This is a genomic window from Leisingera sp. S232 (assembly GCF_049800895.1).
In the GTDB taxonomy this organism is placed as follows: Bacteria; Pseudomonadota; Alphaproteobacteria; order Rhodobacterales; family Rhodobacteraceae; genus Leisingera.
In genome coordinates this window covers 234338-258027 of sequence record NZ_JBNAFX010000003.1, presented here as the reverse complement: position 1 = coordinate 258027, position 23690 = coordinate 234338, and the positions used below count along the sequence as shown (strand labels likewise).

Genomic DNA, 23690 nt, shown 5'->3' with positions numbered 1-23690 from the left:
AGGCCTCTTCAATTACTGGCTGGCAGGCCAAAATCATGGCCAAAACGAACCATTTCTTCTGCTTTGGCCGCCAGGGATTTGCGGTCGGAAAAGTCCGATACTCTTAAAGGCGGATGGTATATCAGTTCAACTGCACCCTGTCGCGGCGCCGCCAGCGTCTTGAGCAGATGAGACCCGAAATCCATATCCCCCCACCAGCCATAGAAGCGGTCCGGCTGCCCTGCTGCAGGCAGAAATCGCACCGATACTGGCTGTACATGAAGCCGTTCCCGCAGCTCCTCGGTAAAAAAGGCAGCAAAGAGAGTTGTTTTAAAGGGCAAAACTCTCAACCCATCAGTTGACGTGCCCTCAGGAAAAAGCAGTAGTTTGTGTCCCGCCAGAAGACGCTGCTCGAACAGCTCTGCCTGCATTTTCGCCTTCTTGGGGTTGCGTTCGATAAATACGGTGCCGGTGGCCCGCGCCAGCCAGCCAATACCGGGCCACTTTGCCACTTCGGCCTTGGAGACAAAGTAAATCCGCTTTCGTGCATTCAGGGCGAAGATATCCAGCCAGGAGGAATGATTGGCAACCACAGCCCCGTTTCGGCGCATCAGTTTGCCCCGTGTTTCGTACCCCATGCCAAGGAGCCGGAAAGCGTTGCGACAAACAAATTGGGTTATGAAAGGTGTAACCGGGCGTCGCAGACCATACAGCGGCCGCTCAATCTGCCGGATGGCAAGCAAAAGAAGAAGCCCGCCAAACACCAGCAGCGCCAGCGGCACTCCGCGCAACAGCACCAGAACCCATCCCAGCAGCCCGATACGGATCGGATCAGGGGTTTCCTTGCTTTGCCAGCTGATGCTCATCGTCGGCTATTCCCACCGGTATAAATCCTACGCTGCCGGTCATTCATACGGGCAGTGTCAAGGATCAGGCAAACGTCAGTGGTATTGAACATCTGGTCGATAAATGCGCCCTCACCGACAAATCCCCCCAGCCGCAAGTAGGCCTTGATCAATGCCGGTGTTTCCACCATCGCCTGCTTTCTGTTCAAATCAACTTCTTGCATCAAGTTCATGGATTGAAAGAGTTTTGAGCGCACGCGCAATTCAGGCGGCGCCAAATGATTGTGGTGCAGCATGGACAGGGAATTTGCCAGCGCCCGCGGGTCCGTGCCATGAAAGCTGGCGACGCCGAACAGGATCTCGATCCTATGCTGGTCGACATAGTCTGCCAGCCCGGACCAGAGGTGAAACATGGCCATCCCGCCACGGTAGTCACGATGCAGGCACGAGCGGCCCAACTCCAGAAGTCGACGACCGGAAGCCTTCAGCCTAGACAGATCGTATTCGTCCTCGGAATAGAACTGCCCTGCCCTTGCCGCCTGATCGTCTCGCAACAGGCGGTAAACCCCCACCACAATTCCCTTGGCCTCATCTGTTACCAGCATATGGTCGAAAAACGGATCAAACCTGTCCTGTTCAAGCCCGGCACTGTGGTCGACCAGTGGTCCTTGACCGCCGAGTTCACGGACAAATACTTCGTAACGGAGCGCTTGAGCAGCTCGCAGCTCCTCCTCTGTTTCGGCGATTTTTACGGAAAACTCCGGGATTGTGTCTGGCATGCGGCCACCTTGCGCAGTTCAGGCTTGAGCACGTAACCCTGATGAGGCAAAGAACGCGCAGCATTTGAAGAAAAATTGAGGGGCTTCGTTAACCCTTCATAAACCGTTATGGATCAAAGACAGGAATAAGGGAGACACGCGCTCCGTCAATCACAAGCTTGCCCTGGTCGGGAAAGTTAACAGTGATCTTGCCGCCGGCATTAGACTGCACCTGGCCAATACCCCAATCAGGGTGATCCGGGTGCCGGACGAACATTCCGGGGGCTAAAATAGCGTTGAGGTCATTCATAGGGGGATGGCCCAGTTCGGAGGAAGTAATTGTTATGGGTGTAGATAACGCCAATCTGGCCGCATTGGTAGGGTCGCGGATCTGTCATGATCTGATCAGCCCGGTCGGCGCCATCAACAACGGTCTAGAGCTTTTGGGCATGGCAGGCAGCATGTCGGGGCCGGAATTGGAGCTGATATCTGACAGCGTCGCCAACGCCAATGCCCGCATTCGTTTCTTCCGTATCGCCTTTGGCGCCGCCGGCGACCAGCAAACTCCACGCGCCGAGATTGTATCGTTGCTTGAGGACGTCAGTAAAGGCGGACGTATCCAATACCAATGGTCACCGCTGGAGGGCTGCACCCGAAGCGAGGCGCGTCTGGCGCTGCTGTCGGCGCTGTGCCTGGAAAGCGCCCTGCCCTATGGCGGCACGGTCAAGATCTTCTGCGCTGACGGCAAATGGACCGTGGTGGGCGAAGGACGCAAAGTCGCGGTCGATGATGAACTGTGGGCGCGGGTCAGTGGCGGCAGCTCGAACGCGGAAATCACCCCGGCCCTGGTACAGTTTGCCTTGCTGCCAGAAGCGGCCAAAGAAGCTGACCGCATCGTGCGGCTGGAACTCAACCTGGAAAACATCACGATGCAGTTCTGATCCCTGTCTTCTGTGCAAAGAAACGCCGGGTGTTTTGCCCGGCGTTTTGCGTTTTTGGCCGATCAGGCGCGGGTGGTTCCATCACCGCGCACCAGATATTTAAAGCTGGTCAGCTGGGTTGCGCCGACCGGTCCACGGGCATGCATCTTGCCGGTGGCAATGCCGATTTCCGCGCCCATCCCGAATTCGCCACCATCGGCAAACTGGGTTGAGGCATTGTGCATCAGAATAGCACTGTCGAGTTCGGCAAAGAACGTCTGCACCGCGCCTTCATCCTCGGTGATGATGCAATCAGTGTGCTGGGAGTGATGCGTACGGATGTGCTGGATCGCTTCATCTATGCCCGCTACCTGTTTGGCAGCAATGATGGAATCCAGATATTCCTTGCCCCAGTCCTCAGCTGTTGCAACGACCATTCCATCCGGCCCGGGCAGCCCTTCTGCCGCGCGGACTTCAACGCCAGCAGAGGCCAGCGTTTCCAGAACCATCTTGCCCAGCGTCGGTGCAATGTCCTGGTGGATCAGCAAGCATTCAGCAGCACCGCAGATACCGGTGCGGCGGGTCTTCGCGTTCAGGACCACATCCAGCGCCTTCTGCGGATCAGCCGCCTTGTCGAGGTAGATGTGCACAATGCCTTCAAGATGGGCAAAGACCGGCACCCGCGCCTCACGTTGGACCAGGCCAACCAGCCCCTTGCCGCCGCGCGGGACGATAACGTCGACATACTCCGTCATTGTCAGCAGTTCCTGCACTGCGGCGCGGTCGCGGGTCGGAACCAGCTGCACCGCATCTTCCGGCAGACCGGCAGACTTCAGCCCCTCAGCAAGACAGGCATGGATCGCTTGCGAAGAGTGGAAGCTTTCGGAGCCGCCGCGCAGGATCACAGCGTTGCCTGACTTAAGACAGAGCGCACCAGCATCAGCCGTAACATTGGGGCGGCTTTCGTAGATCACACCGATCACACCCAAAGGCGTGCGGACGCGCTGGATCTTAAGGCCGGTGGGCTGTTGCCACTCTTCCATCACTTCGCCCACGGGATCACGCTGTTCTGCCACGGCACGCAGGCCGTCAACGATGCCTTGGATGCGGGAGTCGTCCAGCATCAGCCGGTCCATCATCGCGCCAGAGAGACCTTTGCTCTGGCCGAACTCCAGATCCTTGGCGTTTGCAGCGATGATGTCCGCGCGGCGGTTCCAGACCGCTTCGGCCGCGCCGATCAGGGCGGCGTGTTTGCGCTCGGCACTGGCTGTGGCCAGCATCTGCGCTGCTTGCTTTGCACGTTTGCCAAGCTCTGCCATCACGGCGGGGATGTTTTCATTGTTTTGCATATGTCTTGTGCCCTTGCCGGTCTCTGTGTGGCACTTGGTGCCGGTCCGGCTTGAATAAACTATCAGGTGGTGCGGTCAAAGCGCCATGTCATCGCGGTGAATCAATGCAGCACGGCCGGGATAGCCCAGCGTGGCCTCGATCTCCTGCGACTGGCGCCCCTGAATGGCGCGGGCTTCATCGGCGGTATAGCGCGACAGCCCCTGCCCAAGTTTACGCCCGGCTGGGCCAAGGATGGCCAGCGGATCGCCGCGGCCAAAGTCACCCTCCACATGACGGACGCCTGCGGGCAGCAGGCTTTTGCCGGACATCAGCGCCCTGGCAGCCCCTTCGTCGATAGTCAAAACGCCCCGGGTCTTCATTGCCGCAATCCAGCGCTTACGTGCGGCCTGCGGATCACCCTGCCCTGTAAACCAGGTGCAAGGCGCGCCTTCCTCTAGCGTTTTCAAAGGGTTCAAAGGCGACCCTTCAGTGATTGCCATGGCGCAGCCTGCAGCAGTGGCCATTTTGGCCGCCAGCAGTTTGGTGATCATGCCGCCCTTGGACAGGCCGGATACACCGTCGCCCGCCATCGCTTCGATTTCAGGCGTGATCTCGTCAATCCGGTCATAGCGTTCCGCTTTGGGATCCAGCGCCGGGTTGGCGCTGTAAAAGCCGTCGACATCGGACAGCAGGATCAAGGCGTCAGCGCCAACGGTCACGGCCACCTGGGCAGCCAGCCGGTCATTGTCACCATACCGGATTTCATCCGTGGCAATGGTGTCATTCTCATTGACGATGGGAACAGCTCCCATGTTCAGGAGCGTTTCCAGAGTTGCACGCGAGTTCAGATAGCGGCGGCGGTTTTCACTGTCTTCCAGCGTCACCAGCACCTGGGCCGTGGTGATCCGGTGCGGCGCCAGTGCTTCTTCATAGGCGCGGGCCAAGCGGATCTGTCCAACAGCGGCGGCGGCCTGGGATTGCTCCAGCGGCAGCTCTGCGCGCGGCAGGCCCAAAACACCCCGGCCCAAGGCAATGGAGCCGGAGGATACCAGTACCACATCCGTGCCGCGCGACTTCAGCCAGGCAACATCATTGGCAAGCGAATGCAGCCAGCCTGCCCGCAGTTCACCGCTTTCCCGGTCGACCAGAAGAGCCGAGCCGATCTTGACGACAATGCGTTTTGCCGAGGTCAGGGCCGCCAAGTTTCTTCCTCCTCGGCAGGCTTCATCCGCAGACGGTCGTCGTCGATTTCATTGCGCAGGGCGCGCAGGATTTCATTCAGGCCCTGACGGCTGACGCCAGACATCAAATGCACCGGACCACCTACCGAAGCCTCCAAGGCCGCACGTTTTTCGTCCAGCTCTTCCGGGTCGATAGCATCCACCTTGTTGAGCACGGTAATCCGGGTCTTGGTGGCCAGAACGCCGCCATAAGCCTCCAGCTCACCAATGATGGTTTCATAGTCTTCAACCACGGTCTCTGAAGTGCCATCGATCAGGTGCAGCAGCACTGCGCAGCGTTCCACATGGCCCAGGAAGCGGTCGCCGATCCCCTTGCCCTCATGTGCGCCTTCGATCAGGCCGGGGATGTCGGCGACCACAAATTCAGTGTTGTCGATGCCGACCACGCCCAGATTCGGATGCAGCGTGGTGAACGGATAATCCGCGATCTTGGGCCGGGCATTGGAGGTTGCCGACAAGAAGGTCGACTTGCCCGCATTCGGTAGCCCCAGAAGGCCCGCATCCGCAATCAGCTTGAGCCGCAGCCAAATGGTGCGGTCAACCCCCTCCTGCCCCGGATTGGCGCGGCGCGGCGCCTGGTTGGTGGCGGATTTGAAATGCAGGTTGCCAAAGCCGCCATTGCCGCCCTTGGCCAGCAGCACACGCTCGCCGGGTACGGTGAGGTCAGCCAGGACGGTTTCCTGGTCCTCGTCCAGGATCTCGGTCCCGACAGGCACACGCAGAATGATATCGTCGCCATCTTTGCCGGTGCGCTGGCGCCCCATGCCAGACTGGCCGTTCTTGGCAAAGAAATGCTGCTGATAGCGAAAATCGATCAGAGTGTTCAGCCCATCGGTGACCTCGGCCCAGACTGAACCGCCCTTGCCGCCGTCGCCCCCGTCCGGCCCACCATATTCGATGTATTTCTCGCGGCGAAAGCTGACGCAGCCGTTCCCGCCTGCGCCGGAACGGATATAGACCTTGGCCAGATCGAGAAATTTCATGACAGCTCCTTTATGCGGCAGGCCCCTGCCTGTCCGCGCAGTACAAGTGTCCCGCAAGAGACTGGGTCTCCTGCGGGATGTTTCGCTTGCCTTACCGCAAAGCGCAGGCGGCGCCAATCACAGTTTTCGGCTATAGGTCCAGGTTGGGACGGTCGTGTCACGGGCCACCGAGTAACTTTCGGCATCGCCGAGATAATCAAAGCCGCAATGGATCAGCACCCGGGCTGATGCCGGATTGTCCTGAAAGACACAGGCAAACATCGCATCATTCTGCTGAGGGTTTGCATCAACCAATGCTTTCAGCGCTGCTGAGGCCAGCCCGGTGTTCCAGAAGGGTGGCGCAGTCCAGTAGGAAACCTCAGACTGGTTGCGGTCCATCCGCTTCAGCCCGATCACACCTTTCAGCTCGGAATCCCCTTCAACGGTGCCGTCGATAACCCAGACATCCTCATCCCGCTCTTCAGCCATGGCACGGGCAACAAAGGCTTCCGCTGCGCCGGGCGGCAAAGGGTGCGGCACGGAACGGGTCATACGGGCGACACGTTTGTCACTGACATAGTGCTCAATCAGCCCGGCATCGGACTTGCGCAGCGGGCGCAGGATAAAGCGGTCCGTTTCAATGACCTGCTGGTTCACGATCTGCTCGAGGTTCATGGCCGTGGTCCTCCCTTGCCAAAAATCTTCCGTTGGCGGCAGCCCTTGTTGTTTCGACTTATCAATTCAGATGTGCACGCCCAGCCCCTGCTGCAAGGCGCAATACCTTCAACTTCCACAAAACTTCCATTTATCGCGACGTGAAAACGACGCCAGTGCGCTGCAGCAGCCTGTGTCTTCATCATTGCTCGGAACTTCATAATCAACTCGCATTCGGAAACAGAAAAAGGGACCGGCCTTATAGCCGGTCCCCCTAAAGATTTCTTTACCCTTTGGGTCGGCTTACTCGGCGGCCTCCGCCGCTGGGAGAACCGATACAAAGGTGCGGCCTTTCAGGCCCTTGCGGAAGTTCACAGCACCGTCGGCAGTGGCGAACAGGGTGTGATCCTTGCCCATGCCTACGCCTTCGCCGGCCCAGAACTTGGTGCCGCGCTGACGCACGATGATGTTGCCTGCGATGGCCGCCTGGCCACCGAAGAGTTTCACGCCAAGGCGGCGACCAGCTGAGTCGCGGCCGTTACGGGAGGAACCGCCAGCTTTTTTATGTGCCATTCTCTCTCTCCTTAGCCTTTAGCCAGCTCTTTGGCTTGCTCAACCCACTCGGGCTTCACTTTGATCGCTTCGATACCAGCAATGTCGTCTTCGGACAAGGCTGCGATCTGGGCGAAAGTGGTCAGACCTGCTTCTTCCAATTTCTTGGCAGCTGCGGGGCCGACGCCGGTCAGGGCAGTCAGGTCGTCCGAACCTGCGGCAGCTTCAGCAGCCGGAGCAGCTTTGGCCTTTGCAGCAGCTTTCGGAGCGGCTTTGGTTGCGCCCGAAGCCAGGATCTCGGTGATCCGGACCAGGGTCAGCTTCTGACGGTGGCCGACGGTGCGCTTGGAGGAGTGCTTCCGGCGGCGTTTGACGAAGTTGATGACCTTGTCGCCTTTGATCTGGTCAATGACTTCTGCCTTCACAGCAGCGCCGTCTACCAGCGGAGCGCCAACAACCGGTGCGTCGCCGCCCAGCATCAGAACTTCGTCGAATTGGATGGTTTCGCCAGCATCAGCAGCCAATTTTTCAACGCGGAGCACGTCGCCCGCCTGAACCTTGTACTGCTTGCCGCCAGTCTTGAGGACCGCAAACATGTGCGTTTTTCCTTTTCTACCCGCGTCCTACGGCCCCCTTGCGGGTGTTTCGGCTGATGCCGCCTCGAACAGCGCGCCCCTTGCGGGGGCGTATTACAAATAAACCCCGGCGCAGAGATTCCGGGCCGGGATGCGGGCTTATGGTTCGGAACGGACACTGTGTCAACCGTTTTCCACAGGCGAGTCTTTCCACAGGCTAATCTTCCCACAGGCAAACCCGTTCAGCCGGAAAGGGTCAGATATCCTGGCCTGGCGTCAGTTCTGCCATCCGATGGGCAAGTTCCTCAAAACGGTTTGCGGTAATCTCGTACTGCACTGAATTCAGCAGCTCATAGACCCTCTGCATCGGCGCCTCTTCCAGTGCTTCGACATAGGCCTGCACTTCGGCGTCGGAAAACTCCTGATAGGTGTAAGCTGAGGCGGCAAGGCTGGAAGCCTGCAGGCTGAGGCGCAGCTCACCCTCCTGCTCTTTCATCAACGCACGCAGCTCGTCTGCGTCCAGCTGTATCTCAATCACACCCGCGGCCGCCGCGGCCATAAGAAAGCGGAATTGGATTTGCTGCAATGCCTTTACGCCAGAGCCTGCTGCATCAATGGCCTGTCCCATCCGCTGGTACATCGCCACCCGTTTACTGCCGGCCTTGACCAGGTCTGAAATGATGCGGCTGCCTGCGACCTGCTTCACCTCATCCTCTTCGATCAAATGCGAAGAATTCTCTGCCCGCACCAGCCGCGCTCCCAGATCGCTGGCATAGAAAGCGGCGGCATGGTCCAGCGCCTCTTCATCCAGAGTTTGCTCCAGGATATCCAGCGCCAGGCTGCGCATCAGGGACGGATCAAAAACCTCCTGAGACATCTCGGTCCACTGGTTTCCGAAAGCACCAGCATCGACGCCGAGCATTTCCGGCGCACTCGACGCCGACAGGGCGATGCTGTCGAGCGCCACATCGAACCCGGTGACTTCGAGAAACGCCTCCACTCTGGCACGGTCTGCTGCCCCCGCAGGCAGGGAGACTGCCCAGCAGGCTAGCCACACCACCACCAGAAACCGAATAGCTGAAGCGGGAACTGAAAAGATCATCTGCATAGTGCAAATCTAAGCGAAAACCCTTGCCCTGCAACAGAGTTCCGGATTTTTTTGCCAAAGCGGCAAATCGCCCCTTGCGCCAGTCCTGAATCAACATTAAACCGCGCTTCACCCCCCGCGGAGAGGTGCCGGAGTGGTCGAACGGGGCGGTCTCGAAAACCGTTGTGGGTGCAAGCCCACCCAGGGTTCGAATCCCTGTCTCTCCGCCATTTTCTACTATTGAGATCGCTAAAACCCCTTTCAAATGGGGCAAAGCATGTCTCTATCTTAGGAGCTTGGGGCTCAGTTTGTCATGTTGTGACAGCCTTTGCAGTTTCCAGCCCCTGTATCGCGTCGCCGTCTTTCATATCTGCAAAAGAGACTTGCATTTTGCAGAGAGTTCACACCTTTTCACGCAGGACGGCTGTCCGCTGAAACAGTGACGGCAGTTCACTCCATCACCCCAGGAACGCAACAATATCCCGGGAGAGGACCGTTAAAATCCTGGCTCGGGCGTCCTGGCTGCCAGAGTGCGTCAAGCAAGGCTTGCCAGCTCTTCTGCTCCCTTCTGCAGTGACGGGAGGAACGCCTTCAGGCTATGCAGATTGTGGCGCTGGACGGGGGCGTGCACCGAAAGCGTTGCAAGCAGCCGATTGCGCGCATCCCGCACGGGGACGGCGACAGCGACCATGCCTGTTATGAACTCTTCATCATCTGTAGAAAAACCGCTTTTGGCGATGCCATCCAATTCGGCAGTGAGTTCTTCCGGGCTTGTACAGGTTTTGTCTGTGACGGCCTCCAGCGGCCTTGCGCGCATCACAGCAGCCAGGGTGCTGGGTTTCAGTGTTGAGAGATACATCTTACCGCTGGCTGTACAATGAAACGGCACCTGGGTGCCAATCGGCATCTGGATGCGCAGCGGCCATTTTGTTTCCACCCGGTCCAGATAGATCATTCCTTCCCGATCAGGAGTGGCAAGGTTGCAGGTCTCGCCCAACTCCTCGGCGATGCTCTTTAGAATGGAGAGGCGCGCTGTGCGCAGATGTTCAGAGGACATTATGTCAAGCGCCACCCTGCGAAGCCTGGGACCGGGCCCGTAGGCCCGCCCATCAAGGTCGCGTTGCAAAAAACCTTCGGCTTCTGCGGTCTGCATCAAGCGGTGGACGGTCGGCTTGGGCAGCCCCATGGCCTCGATCATCTCAGCCGGCTTTACAGCCGCTCCGCGCCTCGCCACTTCCTCCAGCAGCACCAGTAGGCGCAGATTGGTCGGGATTTGCCCCTCTTTTTTATCCAGCGCGTCCTTTGCCATAACCGCGTGTTCCCTACTTGTTGGGCAGCAGCGCCAGCGCGAAATCTGGCACCAGAGAAACCAGCACCCAGACCCCGATCAGAGCTGCAAGGTAAGGGACTGTATAGCGGAGCAGGCGGAAATACGGAACACCGGTGACGCCAGATGCGACATAGAGGTTCAGACCATATGGCGGTGTGATGAAACCGATAGATGCGCCAACCAGGAAGATCACCGAAAAATGGATCGGATCAACGCCGACAGAGGCCGCGATCGGCGCCAGAATCGGGGCGAGGATTATGGTGACTGGCAGGCTTTCCAGCACCATACCGGAGAAAAAGACGATCACCATCGAGGTGAACAGCACCGCATAGTAGCCGCCCATCGACGTCACGAAATCGCCAATCGTCTGCTGCGCCCCCAGCAGGGACAGGATCTGCTGCATCACCACGGAGATTGCAATCAGCGGCGCCAGAATGCCGGTGATCTGCGCCGAGCGCACGACGATTGAGGGGATCTGCGGGATGGTAAAGCCCTCGACCACCAGCATCTCGGCATAGGATTTCTCTTCCCAAGTTTTGTCCTTGCTGGCACCTGTAACTTTCGTCACCACCCAGGACAACACACCTGCGATGACGCAGAAACCGACGGTGACGCCTGCGGCCTCGGTCGGGGAAAACTTGCCGGTATAGATACCCCACAGCACCAGCCCGATGGCAAAAAAGCCGAGCCAGGCGCCAAAGGCGGTTTTCAGGACGCGGGTAAGCTGCAGCGGGATCAGGAAACCCCAGCCATTGCGGTAGCAGATGATCCAGCAAGCCAGTTGCATGCCGATGACCATCATCGCGCCGGGCAGGATGCCCGCTACAAACAGGTCTGAAATCGGCAGGTTCATCAGAAAACCATAGACGATGAAGATGATCGACGGCGGGATGATGATGCCGACGGTGCCACCGGCGGCGGCGGTTGCGGCCGAGAAGCGTTCATCATAGCCACCTTTGACCATTTCAGGGTGCAACATGGAGCCGATAGTGGCCGTTGTCGCCGAGTTCGAACCGGAAATGGCAGCAAACAGCCCGCAGGCACCCAGCGAGGCCATCGCCAGTCCGCCGCGCATCCAGCCAAGGCAGGCATAGGCAAAATCAGACAGGCGCCGGGCGATGCCCGATTGATTGATCAGGTCACCGGTGAGGATGAACAGCGGCATCGCCAGCAGGGCAAAGCCCTTGTTGAAGACATTCAGCAGCTCGGCGCCCATATTGTCGAGCGTCAACCCAAGTACAAAGGAGCAGCCGATCACCCAATAGCCGATGACCAGCAGCACCGGCACTCCCAGCATGAACAGGAAGGTGACCCCAAGCGAGATCAGCGTGACCCAGGTTCCAGTATCCATCACACGTCTCCTCCGATCACGGCCTGTTTGATCAGCGGTTCACCGCTGCGATAATTGCGAATGTCATCAGTCAGGTTTTCAAACACCCGGCCGATCATCAGGACAAAGGACAAGGGCGCGGTGATCAGGAACCACCATTGCAGCACGCTGTCGGTGCCCAGCACGATCTGAAAGTTTGAGGCCGACAGCGCCGTCATCCGGGTGGTGGTCACAAAAACGATGACAGCAAAGCCGAACCACAGCACCGCATCCAATGTAAGGCAGCCCATCTGGGCCCAGCGGGGCATCAGGGTACGGAACTCGGAAAAACTAAGATGGGTGCGCAGCCGCACGTTGAAGGCAGCACCAAACCAGGCCATCACCATGAACAGCAGCGGCGGGATAGTGGTGGACCACGGCTGCTGGTTCTTGAAGACAAAGCGGTCGATCACGCCCCAAAAGATGATGAAGGCAATGGCCAGGTAGCTCCACACCATTATGGTGCGCTCCAGATGTCGGTCCAGAAGCGGCACCAGCTTGTAGATCAGCATCACCACCAGACCGCCGACGGCGGCGGCAACGGTGCCCAGCACCCAGGCTGCATTGCTTTCCAATGCATTGCGGATTTCCCAGCTGTCCTGCGACGCAAACGCGCTGAGAATTGCACTGATTTCAGACCAGAGCGTCATTCGTTCCTCCCTTGAAGCCTCCGGTCTCCTATCCGGAGGAATGCACCCCGGCGCCTGTTGCTGCGCCGGGGTGCGTCCTTACTTTCAGCCTAGGCTGCGGTCAGCCTTTCCACCAGCGGCGCGGTTCCACGTTTTCGGGCTTCATGTCTTTGTCGACTTCGCGCGCGATGTTGTAGATTTCCTGATAGGTATCGATGCCGCCGGCCCAGCCGTTCAGGCGCTCGCGCCACTGTTCCCACAGCTGTGGCTGGAACTCAGGCGAGCACATTTCCTCAGCCATGCGGATTTCGCTGTCCGGCAGGAAGGCGGGGCGCACGTTGTTTTCCACAAACATGGTGCCTGGCAGCTGCGGGTCCGAGAAACCGACGGTTTTGACCAAAGCAGCCTCATTCGCGGCCTGCACATGGGCCTGCGCCCAATAGGAAGATTCCATCACCGCATCCTGCAGATACCCCTCAAGCCCGTCAAAGACCTTGGCCGACATTGAGGTATGCTCTGTGCCGCAGAAGAATTTGAGATCTACGGACTGCGAGACCACTGGCGACATATTGGCATAGGCCACAGCCGAAGCCCAGGTTTCGGCGCCGTCGATCAGGCCCTGTTTCAACCCGTCCAGGGTTTCTTCCCAGGCGACGGGGACCGGATTCAGATTCAGCGCCTTCATGGCGATACGGCCCAGCTGAGTGCCGGTCACGCGGTTCTTGGTGCCGAACAGCTCCTCCAGCTTGGTGATCGTGGGGGCGTCCTTGTACTTCAGGCCCAGCTGAATGCCGCGCAGCTCGCAATGGCTGAACAGGAATTTCAACCCGTGGCGTTTTTCCAGCGGGTCGCGCAGGATTTCCTGGCTCTTGGGGTGATAGAGAAAATGATACTGCGAGGCACGACCAGGGAACATGAAGGCATAGTCCAGCACGTTCAGGTAGGGCGCGCCGCCCGCCGAGTTCTGGGTGGAGGCAGCGTAGATGTCGACGATGCCTTGCTGGGTTTTCTCCACGCAGCTCAGCTGACCGCAGATCTGGTTGTCACCGATGAACTCGATGCGGATCTCGCCATCTGTACGCGCTTCCAGATCGCGTGCAAATTCCAGGGCCCCTGCCCGCTCGATCAGCAAATTGCGTGCGTTGAAACCCGACGCCCCGAATTTCAGCGTGTGCTTGGCGGGTTTGGAAAAACGTCGTTCATAGGTCGATTCAGCCGCCGAGGCGAGATTCGCCAAGCTCATCGCCCCACCAAAGCTGCCCGCTGCCAGCAGGGTCGAACTCATCCCGTAAGTGCCTGCAACGCGGAACAGATCTCGCCGCGAGATACGGCCCAATTTGTCAGTAAGTCCCATAATTCTCCTCCCTATTGTCGATTTTTGAGACGTTTCGTATCAAAAACATCTAGATTATTTCATGCAACCTGTATAGACGTTTTTTCATTACAAGCCGGAGAGAAGGTCGTGGAAGCAGATTTCATTGTTATCGGAGCGGGGTCATCGGGGTGCGTCATCGCCAACCGGCTGAGCGCAAACCCTAACAACAAAGTGGTGCTGCTGGAGGCAGGCGGGCGGGACATCAACCCCTGGATTCACATCCCGGTCGGCTACTTCAAAACGATCCATAACCCGGCTGTCGATTGGTGCTACAAGACCGAGCCGGATCCGGGCCTGAATGGCCGTTCAATCGAATGGCCGCGTGGCAAAGTGCTGGGGGGATCGTCCTCTCTGAATGGCCTATTGTACGTGCGCGGCCAGCCGCAGGACTATGACCGCTGGCGCCAGATGGGCAACGCCGGCTGGGGCTGGGAGGATGTTCTGCCGCTGTTCAAACGCTCAGAAGACAATGAGCGCGGCGCAGATGCGTTCCATGGCCGCGGCGGGCCTTTGGCTGTCTCCAATATGCGCATTCAGCGCCCCATAACTGACGCCTGGGTCGCCGCAGCGCAGGCCGCAGGCTATCCATTCAACCCGGACTACAACGGCGCCAACCAGGAGGGCGTCGGCTTCTTTCAGCTGACGGCCAGGAATGGCCGCCGCTGCAGTTCAGCCGTGGCGTTTCTAAATCCGGTGAAGAACCGCCAGAATCTGCAGATCATCACCCGCGCAATGGTGCAAAAGGTCGACATACAGGAGGGCCGCGCGGTCGCAGTAGTCTATCGGGATCGTGCCGGACAACTCCAAAGGATTTCGGCACGGCGCGAGATCGTCCTGTCGGGCGGCGCCATCAACTCCCCGCAAATCCTTATGATGTCAGGTGTTGGCGAAGCCGCCCAGCTTGCCGCCCAAGGCATCGAGGTAAAAAAGGATCTCTATGGCGTTGGCAAAAACATGCAGGACCACCTTCAGGCGCGGCTGGTTTACAAATGTCATGAGCCGACACTGAACGACGAGGTACGGACCCTGTTCGGCCAGGCAAAGATCGGTCTGAAATATGCGCTGTTCCGCGCCGGGCCGATGACCATGGCAGCAAGCCTTGCCACCGGGTTCATGAAGACCCGTCCTGATCTGGAGACTCCGGACATCCAATTCCACGTGCAGCCGCTCTCTGCTGAAAACCCTGGCAAAGGTGCTGATCCCTTCTCTGCCTTTACCATGTCGGTTTGCCAGCTACGCCCCGAAAGCAAAGGTGAAATCAGGATCGTATCGCCTGATCCGCACACTTACCCCAAGATCATTCCAAACTACCTGTCGGCCGAAACCGACTGCCGCACCATCGTGGCCGGGGTGAATATTGCCCGCAAGATCGCCCGCCATGCGCCGCTGACTTCGAAGATTTCCGAGGAATATCGCCCCGGTGCGGATCTGCCCATGGACGACTACGAGGCAACGCTGGACTGGGCGCGCAGCAACACTGCTTCTATCTACCATCCCACTGGAACATGCAAAATGGGCCAGGGCAAAGATGCGGTGGTTAACGCAGAGCTGCGCGTGCATGGTATTCGCGGCCTGCGCGTAGCCGACTGCTCGATCATGCCAGAAATCGTTTCGGGCAATACAAATGCCCCCGCAATCATGATCGGCGAAAAGGCCAGCGAGTTAATGTCCTAACTGTTTCTCCACCTTAACTGCCTCAGTCGGAAACGCCGCGGTTTGCGGCGGTAAACCCGTCGTGTTTCGGCATGGTTTTTGCGGACAGGCCAAACGCCTGCAGGCGCGTGCATGATGGCCTGAAGTTGGAACTTTCAGTCGATGCGCTTTCTCGCCAAACCATCGAACGCCGCAAAAGCACGGTTAAAAAAGACGTGTTCAGCGGTGACGCCCACGGACTTCACAACTTTAAAGATACCCACACCGCAAAGAGCCGGGCAGGATGGTCGCGTGACATATTCTGGCAAGGCTGAGCAAATGGACAATATCGTTGACCGTAAACAGAAGGACGAGAACCTCGTCGCAGCCGCAAAATCCCTGAGCCAGCTGTTTGCAGAAAGAGCGGCCAGCCATGACGAGAATGACAGCTTCGTAGAACGCAACATAAGCAATTTGAAGGAAACTGGCCTGCTCTCAGCTGCTGCCCCTGTAGCTCTTGGGGGCGGAGGTGCCGGCGTGCGCGTCCTGAGCAGGGTTTTGCAGGTCATCGCCCAGTCCTGCGGCTCTACTGGCCTGGTCCTGTCGATGCATACACATCAGGTTGCGATCCCAGCCTGGCGCTGGCAGCACGATCCGAAAGCGCGATCTCAGGTGGAACCTCTGCTGCGCCGGGTGGCCGATGAAAACATCCTGCTTTCCAGCTCCGGCGGTTCTGACTGGATCAGCGGCTCTGGCAAAGCTGAACGTGTTGATGGCGGCTACCGGATAACTGCCCGCAAAGTTTTTTCGTCCGGCTCGCCAGCGGCTGACCTGCTGATGACCGGCGCAATCTGCGACGAAGACGGCGCGGCGATGTTCCTGCATTTCGCGGTCCCCATGACAGCAGCCGAAGTGACAGTTTTGGATACCTGGCGCACCCTGGGCATGCGGTCGACCGGATCACAGGACATCCTGATCGAGGGGCTGTTTGTCCCCGACCAAGACATCGCCTTCAAGCGCAAAACAGGCGAGTGGCATCCGGCGCTCCAGTTGGTTTCATCCATTGCAACACCGCTGATCTATTCTGTTTATCTTGGCCTGGCACAAAGCGCGCGGGACATTGCCATTGCCATGGCTCAAAAAAAGCCCGCCTCCCCGCGGCTGCAATCGCTTGCAGGGCGGATGGACACGGCCCTTGCCGCCGCACGCATGGCCCATGAAACAATGATCCTGGCTAGCGAACGCAACACTCCGTCAGCGGCAACAGTCAATGACATCATGATCGGGCGCCGGCTGGTGGAAGACAATGCAATTCGCGTCGCAGAACTGGCGCTGGAATTGGCCGGAGGAGCCGGGTTTTATCGCAAACAGGAACTGGAACGCAGGTTCCGGGACATCCAGGCCGCCCGCTATCATCCGCTGCAAAAAGAGGCGCAAACCGAATACACTGGCGCAATGGCGCTTGGCCAGCCAGTAGACAATATCTACTGAGACGGCTTTCAACTGCAATTCGCAGTTCCATCTTTCCCCAAGGCCTGACCAGCCGAGCTTGACCAAAAGGGGCCAAGAAAACTGAAAAGCCGGGCGTTTGGCCCGGCTTTTCTATACTGAATTGCTGCGCGGATCAGGCGCGGCGACGGCGTCCGCCAGAACGACCGCCACGACCGCGGCCTTCTTCACCTTCGGCTGCCGGGGCCTTGTTGAACTTGATCCACTCACCGCCATGCGGATCGTTGTTGGTCAGGAAGTTGGCAGCGCGAATGGCTTCCATTTCCTTGCCCGCGCGCGGCTTGGTGGAGCCAAGGCCAAACATCTGCACAAAGGCTTCGTCCTCCATGCCCTCAGGCAGGATGATGCCGGCGGCTTCAACTTCGGCCTTCTTCTCAGCGATCTTTTTCTGAGTGATGGGCAGAGCCACCGGGTTCATGATCGCTGAGGTCATGCCAGCGCCCATTGCCATCGGCAGGAAGGCGTTGTTGATACCGTGACGGTTCGGCAGGCCAAAGGAGATGTTGGACGCACCACAGGTGGTGTTCACGCCCAGCTCTTCGCGCAGACGGCGGACCAGAGCAAACACCTGCAGGCCGGCGGTCGCCATCGCACCAACCGGCATCACCAGCGGGTCAACAACGATGTCGTGGGCAGGAATGCCGAAATCAGCAGCGCGCTCAACGATCTTCTTGGCGACGGCAAAGCGCACATCGGGGTCTTCCGAAATGCCGGTGTCGTCATTGGAGATCGCCACGACTGGAACATTGTATTTCTTGACCAGCGGCAGGATCTGCTCCAGGCGCTCTTCCTCGCCGGTGACAGAGTTCAGCAGCGGACGGCCTTCGCAGATTTCCAGGCCAGCTTCCAGCGCGCCCGGAACCGAAGAGTCGATGCACAGCGGCACATCGACCAGCCCCTGCACCAGCTCGACGATCTTCTTCATCAGCGGCGGCTCGGTTTCGTTCGGGTTCGGGTTCGAGTTGTAAACCACGCCGGCGTTGATATCGAGCACGGTTGCACCGGCCAGAACCTGCGCAACGGCGTCTTTTTCAACGGTCGAAAAGTCACCGGCTTCCAGCTCTGCTGCCAGCTTCTTACGGCCGGTCGGGTTGATGCGCTCACCGATCACGCAGAAGGGCTCGTCAAAGCCCAGGATCGCGGTTTTTGTTTTTGATTCTACGACTGTACGGGTCATTTTAGATCCTTAGCGTCTCAGGAGTTAACCGGCTTGGCAGAGTCGCCGCCGTTGTTGATTGCCCAGGTGGCATTGGTCTTGATGCCGCCCAGCGGGAAGAAGTGGACCTTCTCGATCTGGAACTCCGGGTTGGCGGCCTTGTGGGCTGCCAGATCGGCCAGAATTTCGCCCGGCTCATGCGGCAGCAGCAGCTTGGAGACGTCCTTGGCACGTTTCTGCAGAACTTTCAACGACGGGCCGACACCGCAGGCGATTGCGAACTTGATCATGGTCTGCAGCTTGGCCGGACCGGCGATACCAATGTGAACCGGCAGATTCATGCCGCGCTCGTTCAGCTCGTTCACCCATTCGATGACCGGCTGGGCTTCAAAGCAGAACTGGGTGGCCAGCGCCATCTCAGCGTCGGTGCGCTTGGAGAATTCCTGTTTCCAGTCCAGCGCCGCATAGGTGTTTGCGCGCCCGCCTTTGGGGTCGATGTCCAGGTTCGGCTCGGGGTGTCCTGCAACATGCAGGTTGGTAAAGCCCGCCTGATCGAACAGGCCGGTTTCCAGCAGCTGCATCGAGGAGTCAAAGTCACCATGCGGCTTGGCAACGCCGCCCGCCAGAATCAGGCCCTGCTTGACGCCGGCTTCACCCTGATAACGGTTGATCCAGTCGCCCAGGGTCGCCTTGTCCTTGATGATGCGGGCCGGGAAATGCGGCATCACGTCATAGCCTTCGCCCGCAATGCGCTTGGCAGTGTCCACCATGTCTTCGATGGGGGTGCCTTCGATATGCGCAATGTAAACGCGGGTGCCGGCAGGCAGCAAGTCGCGGAAATCTTCGACCTTGGCGGCGGTGCGCGGCATCACCTCGATGGAATAGCCCTTCAGGAAGGCCTCCATTTCGGGAGTGGCGGTTTGGCCCGCACCAGAATCGCGTTTCTTAAAGTTCAGCAAAGCCATCACGGCCTCCCATAGTGGTGTCAGGCTCACGCCCATCCGTCGTTTGCGATCAGCGCCTTCAGGCGGTCCTGATCATATTCCGTTTCCAGGCGGGTTGCCTCAGATTCGGCAATATCAGCTGGCTCGCCTTCGGCGGCAAAGGGAGCAGCCTTGCGCCACTCCGCCAGATAGGCGTCGGCGTCCTTGGCGTTCACCTTCATTGCCGCGCGGTCAATAGCCTGCTCGAACCGTTCTTCGAGCTGACGCTTAGCACCGCGGCGGCCTTTGCCAACGATGACCTGCGCGGGAATGTCGCGCCAGTATACGATCGTAACGTCGGGCATGCCCTGATTTCCTTCTAGCCTGGATAGACCACGTTCTAGAGCGGCGGCGCTCGGCAGGTTGGTCGATTTTCGACAACACGATGGGATTGAGCGACGTTTTTCTACCGCGACCCTAGCTTTGTCGCATTGTGATAGCCACAGCGGGCTTTGGCAAAAATATTCATGTGAATTATGAGAAATCTTGCAGACGGCGGAAATTGCTCTTCTTCCTGTCTCCAAGCGCTTGCGCCGCTGCAACTGCACACCTATGGTCATTATTAACACGATAATCGGAGGGCGTGAATCATGGCGCCCAGGCGCTCGAAAGGTGCGGGCGCGTTTCCCAAGGCGGTTGAGACTCCTGCACCGGCCCGACCCGATCCTGATGCGCTTTATGCGGCGTTGGATTTGGGTACAAATAGCTGCCGCATGCTGATCGCCCAGCCCAAGGGCAGCGGTATTCATGTGGTCGACAGTTTCTCCAAATCGGTACAATTGGGTGCCGGGCTGGAGCGGACCGGGCGGTTGTCGCGGTCTTCGATGGCGCGCACCATTCAAGCGCTTCGGATCTGTCAGCAAAAACTTAAGCGCAACAAAGTCAGTCGGATGCGTCTGGTGGCGACCGAAGCCTGCCGTCGTGCCAAGAACGCGCGCGATTTCATCCGTCAGGTGAAACGGGAAACCGGGCTTACGTTGGAAATTATCCAGCCGGAGGAAGAAGCCAGGCTGGCGGTTATCTCCTGTGCCCCCCTGGTGTCTACCAAAACAGAGCAGCTGCTGGTGGTTGATATCGGCGGCGGTTCGACCGAATTGGTGTGGATTGACATTTCTTCTGTGCCACGGCGCGACCGCCCTTCAGCCATCATGCGGTTGCACAACGGGTTTCATCCGACCGAAAGCCCCTTCCCCGCAGCCAAGGTTGTTGATTGGATCTCTGTACCGCTGGGCGTTGCCACGCTGCGCGATCAGTTCAATGATGTCGAAGACGATGCCGCGCGATTTGCCCTGATGAGCTGGTTCTTCGAGGAAAATCTGGCAGATTTTGCCCCCTACAAGGACGAGCAGACGCGCGCCGGTTTTCAGATCGTTGGCACATCCGGAACCGTGACCACGGTGGCTGCAACCCATCTTGGGCTCAAGCGCTATGACCGGACCAAGGTCGACGGCCTGCGGATGACCAGCGATCAGATCGATAAAGTGATCCGCGGCTATCTGGAACTCGGCCCCCTGGGCCGTCGCCGCGATCCCCGCATTGGCGAGGACAGGCAAGCCCTTATCATGTCAGGTTCAGCCATCCTGCAGGCGCTGTTGCGCTGCTGGCCGACGGACCGGCTGTCTGTTGCCGACCGCGGCCTGCGCGAAGGCCTGCTTTATGCACAGATGAGCGCGGATGGCGTTTTGGAAGATGGCCCCTATTAGCTGGATAGTTCATTGTTTCAATGACTTTTTCTGAGGTCTCACATGTTTTCGACCGTCGCCGTAGCTTACCGGTTCAGCACTGTTTCCGTCACAGTTTCGGCCTTAGAAGTCGCCGGGTTTCGGGTTTTTTGTCCTGGGGTCAACACAGTTACACTGTTGCCGCATCAAAGCCTGGCCCTGGGCGGCGTCCCGATCAAAGTGCCAACCGGGGAAGCCCGGGAGGCCTCAGAATATCTGCGCGCGATCCAAGCAGGGCTTTCTGAACCATTGGTAAACACAGCACCCGCAGAGCCAGCCCCTGCGAAAAACGGGTTCTGGCAAAAGATGGCGAATGCTCTAGGGTATCTGCTGTTCGGCATTTCCGCGCCGTGGCCGGAGCTTGGCTTGAGTGCTGAAAAAGGTGCTCCTTGATCAAGGACCGCCAAGAGGTTATCTGCAGCCTTCACCGTCGGAGAAAACGCACATGGCAAAGACCCCCACTGGTAAAAACACATCCGGCCGCGGGCTGCGCGATCTGAAGGTGAACGTGAAGACGGCGCGTGGCCGTAAGCTTAGCTCGACCCGCTGGCTGCAGCGGCAGCTGAACGATCCATATGTGAAACGTGCCCAGGCCGAAGGCTATCGCGGCCGGGCGGCCTACAAGATCATGGAGCTGGACGACAGGTACCGGTTTCTGCTGAATGGCGCCCGGGTGGTCGACCTGGGCTGCGCTCCGGGCGGCTGGGCGCAAGTGGCGGTCAAGCGGATCAACGCGCTGGGAGAAAAGCCTGGCAAGGCTGTTGGCCGTATTATCGGCGTCGACCTGCAGGAGGTCGAACCACTGGCAGGAGCAGAATTCCATCAGCTCGACTTCATGGACGACGGGGCGGATGAGAAGGTCAAGGAATGGCTGGGCGGCAAAGCGGATGTGGTGATGTCGGACATGGCCGCAGCAAGTTCCGGGCACAAGCAAACCGACCATATGCGGATCATTTCACTGTGTGAAACAGCCGCCTATTTTGCCTTTGACGTTCTGGAAGACGGCGGCACCTTTGTGGCCAAGGTTCTGGCCGGCGGCGCCGAAGGTGAACTTCAGAAACTGCTAAAGCAGAAGTTCACCAAGGTGATGAACATCAAGCCGCCCTCCTCCCGGTCGGACAGCTCAGAAAAATTTGTGGTGGCCACCGGTTTCCGCGGCTCAGCGGATTAGATACGGCGGCCGTAAGGCGCGGTCAGCGACAGGGAGGCCTGAGTGCGCAGCAGAACGGCTTCCTCGCCGTCCTCCTCAGCAAGCCTCGAAACCCTTAGATTGCAGGTCGCTTGGCTTGCCGTACTCCGCTGCCGGATCAGATCCAACAAACGCATGCGACGCAGTTTGTTTTGCAGTTTTGTCATGATGGCCCCTTCTGGATCCGCAGCTTTCTTGCAGATCTAAAGAGCGATTGAGTTGGCAAATGGGCGCAATTGTGGCGTGACCGCCTTATTGTTGAAAAATTGGAAACAGTTGCAGCAAAACCGCAGCCTCTATTTCCGCCCCATCGTGTTGGCCATGTCGATCAATGCGCCATTGAACTCGGCCCCCAGAATCAGGATTGCGGAATTGAGATAGAGAAAAATCATTGCAGCCATTGCGCCTGCAAGCCCTGCATAAGTAGCTGAGTACTGTGCAAAAGATGTGACATAGAAGGCAAAGCCGCTGCCACAGACCAACCACAGAAACAACGTCAGGATCGCACCGGGCAGTATTCTCCGCAAACGGTGAACCCGCCCCGGCAGGATCACGTGAAAACACAAGACTGCGCCCACCGGTAAAAAGACGGCGAACAGGCCGCTCAGCCCCTTCTCCCATTGTCCTGAAGGCTGCCCAAACGGAAGTAAATCAGCCAGATGACGCACATAGAGCGGCAGCAGAACCTCAAACACCGCCGCAGCCAAAATCCCGGTTCCTCCGAGGATAACAAGCCCGATACATATTGCGCGCGTCTTCCAGAACGGCCGGGTGTCGGTATCATGATACGCCTGCACCAGAGCAACGCGCACAGCTTCAACGCCATTGGAGGCAAAATACAGCGCAAAGATCCCCCCCAGCGTCGCCAGCTGCGTGCTTGACGTGCGCAGGACCGCTTCCACCTCTGCGAGGATCGGCCGGGCAACCGACTCGGGCCAAGCTCCGAAAACGAGATCGGTCATTCTGTCCATTTCCAAGTTCTGAGAAAAGACACCGGCAACGGTGCCGGCCAGCGCCACCGTGAACAAAACAAACGGAAACAGCGCCAGCATCATCGACATGGCGATATGGCTGCTCATCACCCAGCCATTTTTTCTGTTGAAACGGCGCGCGGCCGCAATCAAACAGGCTGGCCACATGTGGAATGGAGGAAGGATTGGCATGGCCGAACGGTTCCACAACTGATGAAAAAATGCCAGCCGAAATCAAAGGCCCCGGACAGCTTATGACTGTAAGACCGCGCCGGACATGGCAGCCCCCGCTTGCCGAATTAAACTCAGAAACAATCAGATTTGGAGCCGCGAGATGTTCTGGATAATGACTGGCACGGTCGCCTTAGTCGACGCCTGGACGGCTGCTTTCGGATCAACTTTGAAAACCACCGGAAAACCGTAGTCGTGAGCAGGCGCATCTGCTTTAGGTTTCCTCGCCAGAATGCTGTCCATTAATGGAAAACAGCCGCCCCATTGCGCCGACAAGGAAAGCCGTGCTGATCCCGAATCCAAACAGCCCCGTAACCGCAGCAAAGGCCGCGAAGATTCTCAAAGCCGGGCCCAGAACGACATCGCCATAGCCAAGCGTCGTATAGGTCACCAGCGAGAAATAGACTGAAGTATTCCAATCTGAAATCGCACCCACCAGGACAAAAGCCGCAGACCAGATCCAGACCTGTGTCGTATGGCTGCCAAGAATAATAAAAATGGCAACTAAAAGCATCAGCCCCAGCTGCCAGGGACGATGAGGTTTGACAAACCGCTGAGAGAGCCTGCTCAGCACTGTCGCACACCAAACAAGGATAGAAATCTCGAGGATCAGGCAAGCGCTGAGGTAGATTGACCCCCACAGCAGCTGGTTCCACAGCGTCATCCTGCGCCTCCGTTCTAAGCTTTTTGGTA

At 58.4% G+C, this 23690-nt stretch carries 28 protein-coding genes and 1 tRNA gene; 9 read left to right on the top strand and 20 right to left on the bottom strand.

The genetic code is table 11. The features are described 5' to 3' along the window. Positions 1 to 8: 8 nt before the first annotated feature. From ACP151_RS04125 to ACP151_RS04115, 3 genes are all read right to left on the bottom strand, one after another. Positions 9 to 845, bottom strand: a complete 837-nt coding sequence (locus tag ACP151_RS04125) for a lysophospholipid acyltransferase family protein (protein WP_424977588.1) — start codon at positions 843 to 845, stop codon at positions 9 to 11. After that, positions 842 to 1603, bottom strand: coding sequence for a GNAT family N-acetyltransferase (locus ACP151_RS04120; protein ID WP_424977587.1), 762 nt, complete (start codon positions 1601 to 1603; stop codon positions 842 to 844). The genes ACP151_RS04125 and ACP151_RS04120 overlap by 4 nt, the downstream gene beginning before the upstream one ends. 106 nt (positions 1604 to 1709) lie before the next feature. After that, positions 1710 to 1892, bottom strand: a complete 183-nt coding sequence (locus ACP151_RS04115; protein WP_424977586.1) for a DUF3553 domain-containing protein — start codon at positions 1890 to 1892, stop codon at positions 1710 to 1712. A gap of 34 nt (positions 1893 to 1926) precedes the next feature. Here ACP151_RS04115 and ACP151_RS04110 point away from each other — a divergent pair, with 34 nt between their 5' ends. Further along, positions 1927 to 2523: a histidine phosphotransferase family protein gene (locus ACP151_RS04110; protein WP_424977585.1), complete on the top strand. Its 597-nt coding sequence runs from the start codon at positions 1927 to 1929 to the stop codon at positions 2521 to 2523. A 62-nt stretch (positions 2524 to 2585) separates the two neighbouring features. Here the strand turns inward: ACP151_RS04110 and ACP151_RS04105 are convergent, their stop codons facing one another. The 7 genes from ACP151_RS04105 to ACP151_RS04075 form a co-directional block, all read right to left on the bottom strand. After that, positions 2586 to 3851, bottom strand: coding sequence for a glutamate-5-semialdehyde dehydrogenase (locus ACP151_RS04105; protein WP_424977584.1), 1266 nt, complete (start codon positions 3849 to 3851; stop codon positions 2586 to 2588). 75 nt (positions 3852 to 3926) lie between these two features. Next, positions 3927 to 5033 carry a glutamate 5-kinase gene (gene proB, locus ACP151_RS04100; RefSeq protein ID WP_424977583.1) on the bottom strand — a complete coding sequence of 369 codons (1107 nt, stop codon included), beginning with the start codon at positions 5031 to 5033 and terminating at the stop codon, positions 3927 to 3929. Next, complete coding sequence (obgE, locus tag ACP151_RS04095; protein WP_424977582.1) at positions 5021 to 6055, bottom strand: GTPase ObgE; 1035 nt, start codon at positions 6053 to 6055, stop codon at positions 5021 to 5023. The genes proB and obgE overlap by 13 nt, the downstream gene beginning before the upstream one ends. Positions 6056 to 6172: 117 nt before the next feature. Continuing rightward, complete coding sequence (locus tag ACP151_RS04090; protein WP_424977581.1) at positions 6173 to 6709, bottom strand: GNAT family N-acetyltransferase; 537 nt, start codon at positions 6707 to 6709, stop codon at positions 6173 to 6175. Between the two features lie 282 nt (positions 6710 to 6991). After that, on the bottom strand, positions 6992 to 7261 hold the full coding sequence (gene rpmA / locus ACP151_RS04085; RefSeq protein ID WP_424977580.1) for a 50S ribosomal protein L27: 270 nt from the start codon (positions 7259 to 7261) through the stop codon (positions 6992 to 6994). A gap of 11 nt (positions 7262 to 7272) precedes the next feature. After that, positions 7273 to 7836 (bottom strand): 50S ribosomal protein L21, encoded by a 564-nt coding sequence (rplU, locus tag ACP151_RS04080; RefSeq protein WP_424977579.1) that lies wholly within the window; start codon positions 7834 to 7836, stop codon positions 7273 to 7275. Positions 7837 to 8071: 235 nt separating this feature from the next. Further along, complete coding sequence (locus ACP151_RS04075) at positions 8072 to 8923, bottom strand: DUF2059 domain-containing protein (RefSeq protein WP_424977578.1); 852 nt, start codon at positions 8921 to 8923, stop codon at positions 8072 to 8074. Between the two features lie 119 nt (positions 8924 to 9042). Between ACP151_RS04075 and ACP151_RS04070 the strand changes: the two genes are divergently transcribed. After that, a tRNA-Ser gene (locus ACP151_RS04070) sits at positions 9043 to 9132 on the top strand. Between the two features lie 305 nt (positions 9133 to 9437). On the opposite strand, the gene ACP151_RS04065 is transcribed toward ACP151_RS04070, so the two are convergent. The 4 genes from ACP151_RS04065 to ACP151_RS04050 all read right to left on the bottom strand — a co-directional run bounded on the left by ACP151_RS04065 (position 9438) and on the right by ACP151_RS04050 (position 13584). Further along, positions 9438 to 10211, bottom strand: a complete 774-nt coding sequence (locus ACP151_RS04065) for an IclR family transcriptional regulator (RefSeq protein ID WP_424977577.1) — start codon at positions 10209 to 10211, stop codon at positions 9438 to 9440. 13 nt (positions 10212 to 10224) lie between these two features. Then, on the bottom strand, positions 10225 to 11583 hold the full coding sequence (locus tag ACP151_RS04060; RefSeq protein ID WP_424977576.1) for a TRAP transporter large permease: 1359 nt from the start codon (positions 11581 to 11583) through the stop codon (positions 10225 to 10227). Further along, positions 11583 to 12251, bottom strand: a complete 669-nt coding sequence (locus ACP151_RS04055) for a TRAP transporter small permease (protein WP_424977575.1) — start codon at positions 12249 to 12251, stop codon at positions 11583 to 11585. The genes ACP151_RS04060 and ACP151_RS04055 overlap by 1 nt, the downstream gene beginning before the upstream one ends. 100 nt (positions 12252 to 12351) lie before the next feature. Then, the gene (locus ACP151_RS04050; protein WP_424977574.1) at positions 12352 to 13584 is read right to left on the bottom strand and encodes a TRAP transporter substrate-binding protein; all 1233 of its coding nucleotides are present in this window, start codon (positions 13582 to 13584) and stop codon (positions 12352 to 12354) included. A 108-nt stretch (positions 13585 to 13692) separates the two neighbouring features. On the opposite strand from ACP151_RS04050, the gene ACP151_RS04045 reads away from it, so the two are divergent. The 3 genes from ACP151_RS04045 to ACP151_RS04035 all read left to right on the top strand — a co-directional run bounded on the left by ACP151_RS04045 (position 13693) and on the right by ACP151_RS04035 (position 16728). Next, positions 13693 to 15279 carry a GMC family oxidoreductase gene (locus ACP151_RS04045; protein ID WP_424977573.1) on the top strand — a complete coding sequence of 529 codons (1587 nt, stop codon included), beginning with the start codon at positions 13693 to 13695 and terminating at the stop codon, positions 15277 to 15279. Between the two features lie 71 nt (positions 15280 to 15350). Further along, complete coding sequence (locus tag ACP151_RS04040) at positions 15351 to 15572, top strand: hypothetical protein (RefSeq protein WP_424977571.1); 222 nt, start codon at positions 15351 to 15353, stop codon at positions 15570 to 15572. A gap of 4 nt (positions 15573 to 15576) precedes the next feature. Next, complete coding sequence (locus tag ACP151_RS04035; RefSeq protein ID WP_424977570.1) at positions 15577 to 16728, top strand: acyl-CoA dehydrogenase family protein; 1152 nt, start codon at positions 15577 to 15579, stop codon at positions 16726 to 16728. A gap of 133 nt (positions 16729 to 16861) precedes the next feature. Here ACP151_RS04035 and ACP151_RS04030 read toward each other — a convergent pair whose 3' ends face one another. From ACP151_RS04030 to ACP151_RS04020, 3 genes are read right to left on the bottom strand one after another with little or no spacing between them, the layout of a single operon-like run. Continuing rightward, positions 16862 to 17923: a methyltetrahydrofolate cobalamin methyltransferase gene (locus ACP151_RS04030; RefSeq protein ID WP_424977569.1), complete on the bottom strand. Its 1062-nt coding sequence runs from the start codon at positions 17921 to 17923 to the stop codon at positions 16862 to 16864. A gap of 17 nt (positions 17924 to 17940) precedes the next feature. Further along, positions 17941 to 18867, bottom strand: coding sequence for a methylenetetrahydrofolate reductase (locus ACP151_RS04025; protein WP_424977568.1), 927 nt, complete (start codon positions 18865 to 18867; stop codon positions 17941 to 17943). Positions 18868 to 18893: 26 nt separating this feature from the next. Continuing rightward, on the bottom strand, positions 18894 to 19190 hold the full coding sequence (locus ACP151_RS04020) for a virulence factor (protein ID WP_424977567.1): 297 nt from the start codon (positions 19188 to 19190) through the stop codon (positions 18894 to 18896). A 285-nt stretch (positions 19191 to 19475) separates the two neighbouring features. Between ACP151_RS04020 and ACP151_RS04015 the strand changes: the two genes are divergently transcribed. From ACP151_RS04015 to ACP151_RS04005, 3 genes are read left to right on the top strand one after another with little or no spacing between them, the layout of a single operon-like run. Continuing rightward, positions 19476 to 20588 carry a Ppx/GppA phosphatase family protein gene (locus ACP151_RS04015; RefSeq protein WP_424977566.1) on the top strand — a complete coding sequence of 371 codons (1113 nt, stop codon included), beginning with the start codon at positions 19476 to 19478 and terminating at the stop codon, positions 20586 to 20588. 42 nt (positions 20589 to 20630) lie between these two features. Then, positions 20631 to 20999, top strand: coding sequence for a hypothetical protein (locus tag ACP151_RS04010; RefSeq protein WP_424977565.1), 369 nt, complete (start codon positions 20631 to 20633; stop codon positions 20997 to 20999). A gap of 52 nt (positions 21000 to 21051) precedes the next feature. After that, positions 21052 to 21777 (top strand): RlmE family RNA methyltransferase, encoded by a 726-nt coding sequence (locus tag ACP151_RS04005; protein WP_424977564.1) that lies wholly within the window; start codon positions 21052 to 21054, stop codon positions 21775 to 21777. Here the strand turns inward: ACP151_RS04005 and ACP151_RS04000 are convergent. Together ACP151_RS04000 and ACP151_RS03995 are read right to left on the bottom strand one after the other, a co-directional pair. Next, positions 21774 to 21962, bottom strand: coding sequence for a hypothetical protein (locus ACP151_RS04000; RefSeq protein ID WP_424977563.1), 189 nt, complete (start codon positions 21960 to 21962; stop codon positions 21774 to 21776). The two genes, ACP151_RS04005 and ACP151_RS04000, sit on opposite strands and share 4 nt — an antisense overlap. Before the next feature lie 129 nt (positions 21963 to 22091). Next, positions 22092 to 22874 carry a YihY/virulence factor BrkB family protein gene (locus tag ACP151_RS03995; protein WP_424977562.1) on the bottom strand — a complete coding sequence of 261 codons (783 nt, stop codon included), beginning with the start codon at positions 22872 to 22874 and terminating at the stop codon, positions 22092 to 22094. Here ACP151_RS03995 and ACP151_RS03990 point away from each other — a divergent pair. Beyond that, positions 22798 to 22980, top strand: a complete 183-nt coding sequence (locus ACP151_RS03990) for a hypothetical protein (protein WP_424977603.1) — start codon at positions 22798 to 22800, stop codon at positions 22978 to 22980. The genes ACP151_RS03995 and ACP151_RS03990 overlap by 77 nt on opposite strands. Positions 22981 to 23211: 231 nt before the next feature. On the opposite strand, the gene ACP151_RS03985 is transcribed toward ACP151_RS03990, so the two are convergent. Continuing rightward, positions 23212 to 23661 carry an ion channel gene (locus ACP151_RS03985; protein ID WP_424977561.1) on the bottom strand — a complete coding sequence of 150 codons (450 nt, stop codon included), beginning with the start codon at positions 23659 to 23661 and terminating at the stop codon, positions 23212 to 23214. Between the last annotated feature and the right edge of the window lie 29 nt (positions 23662 to 23690).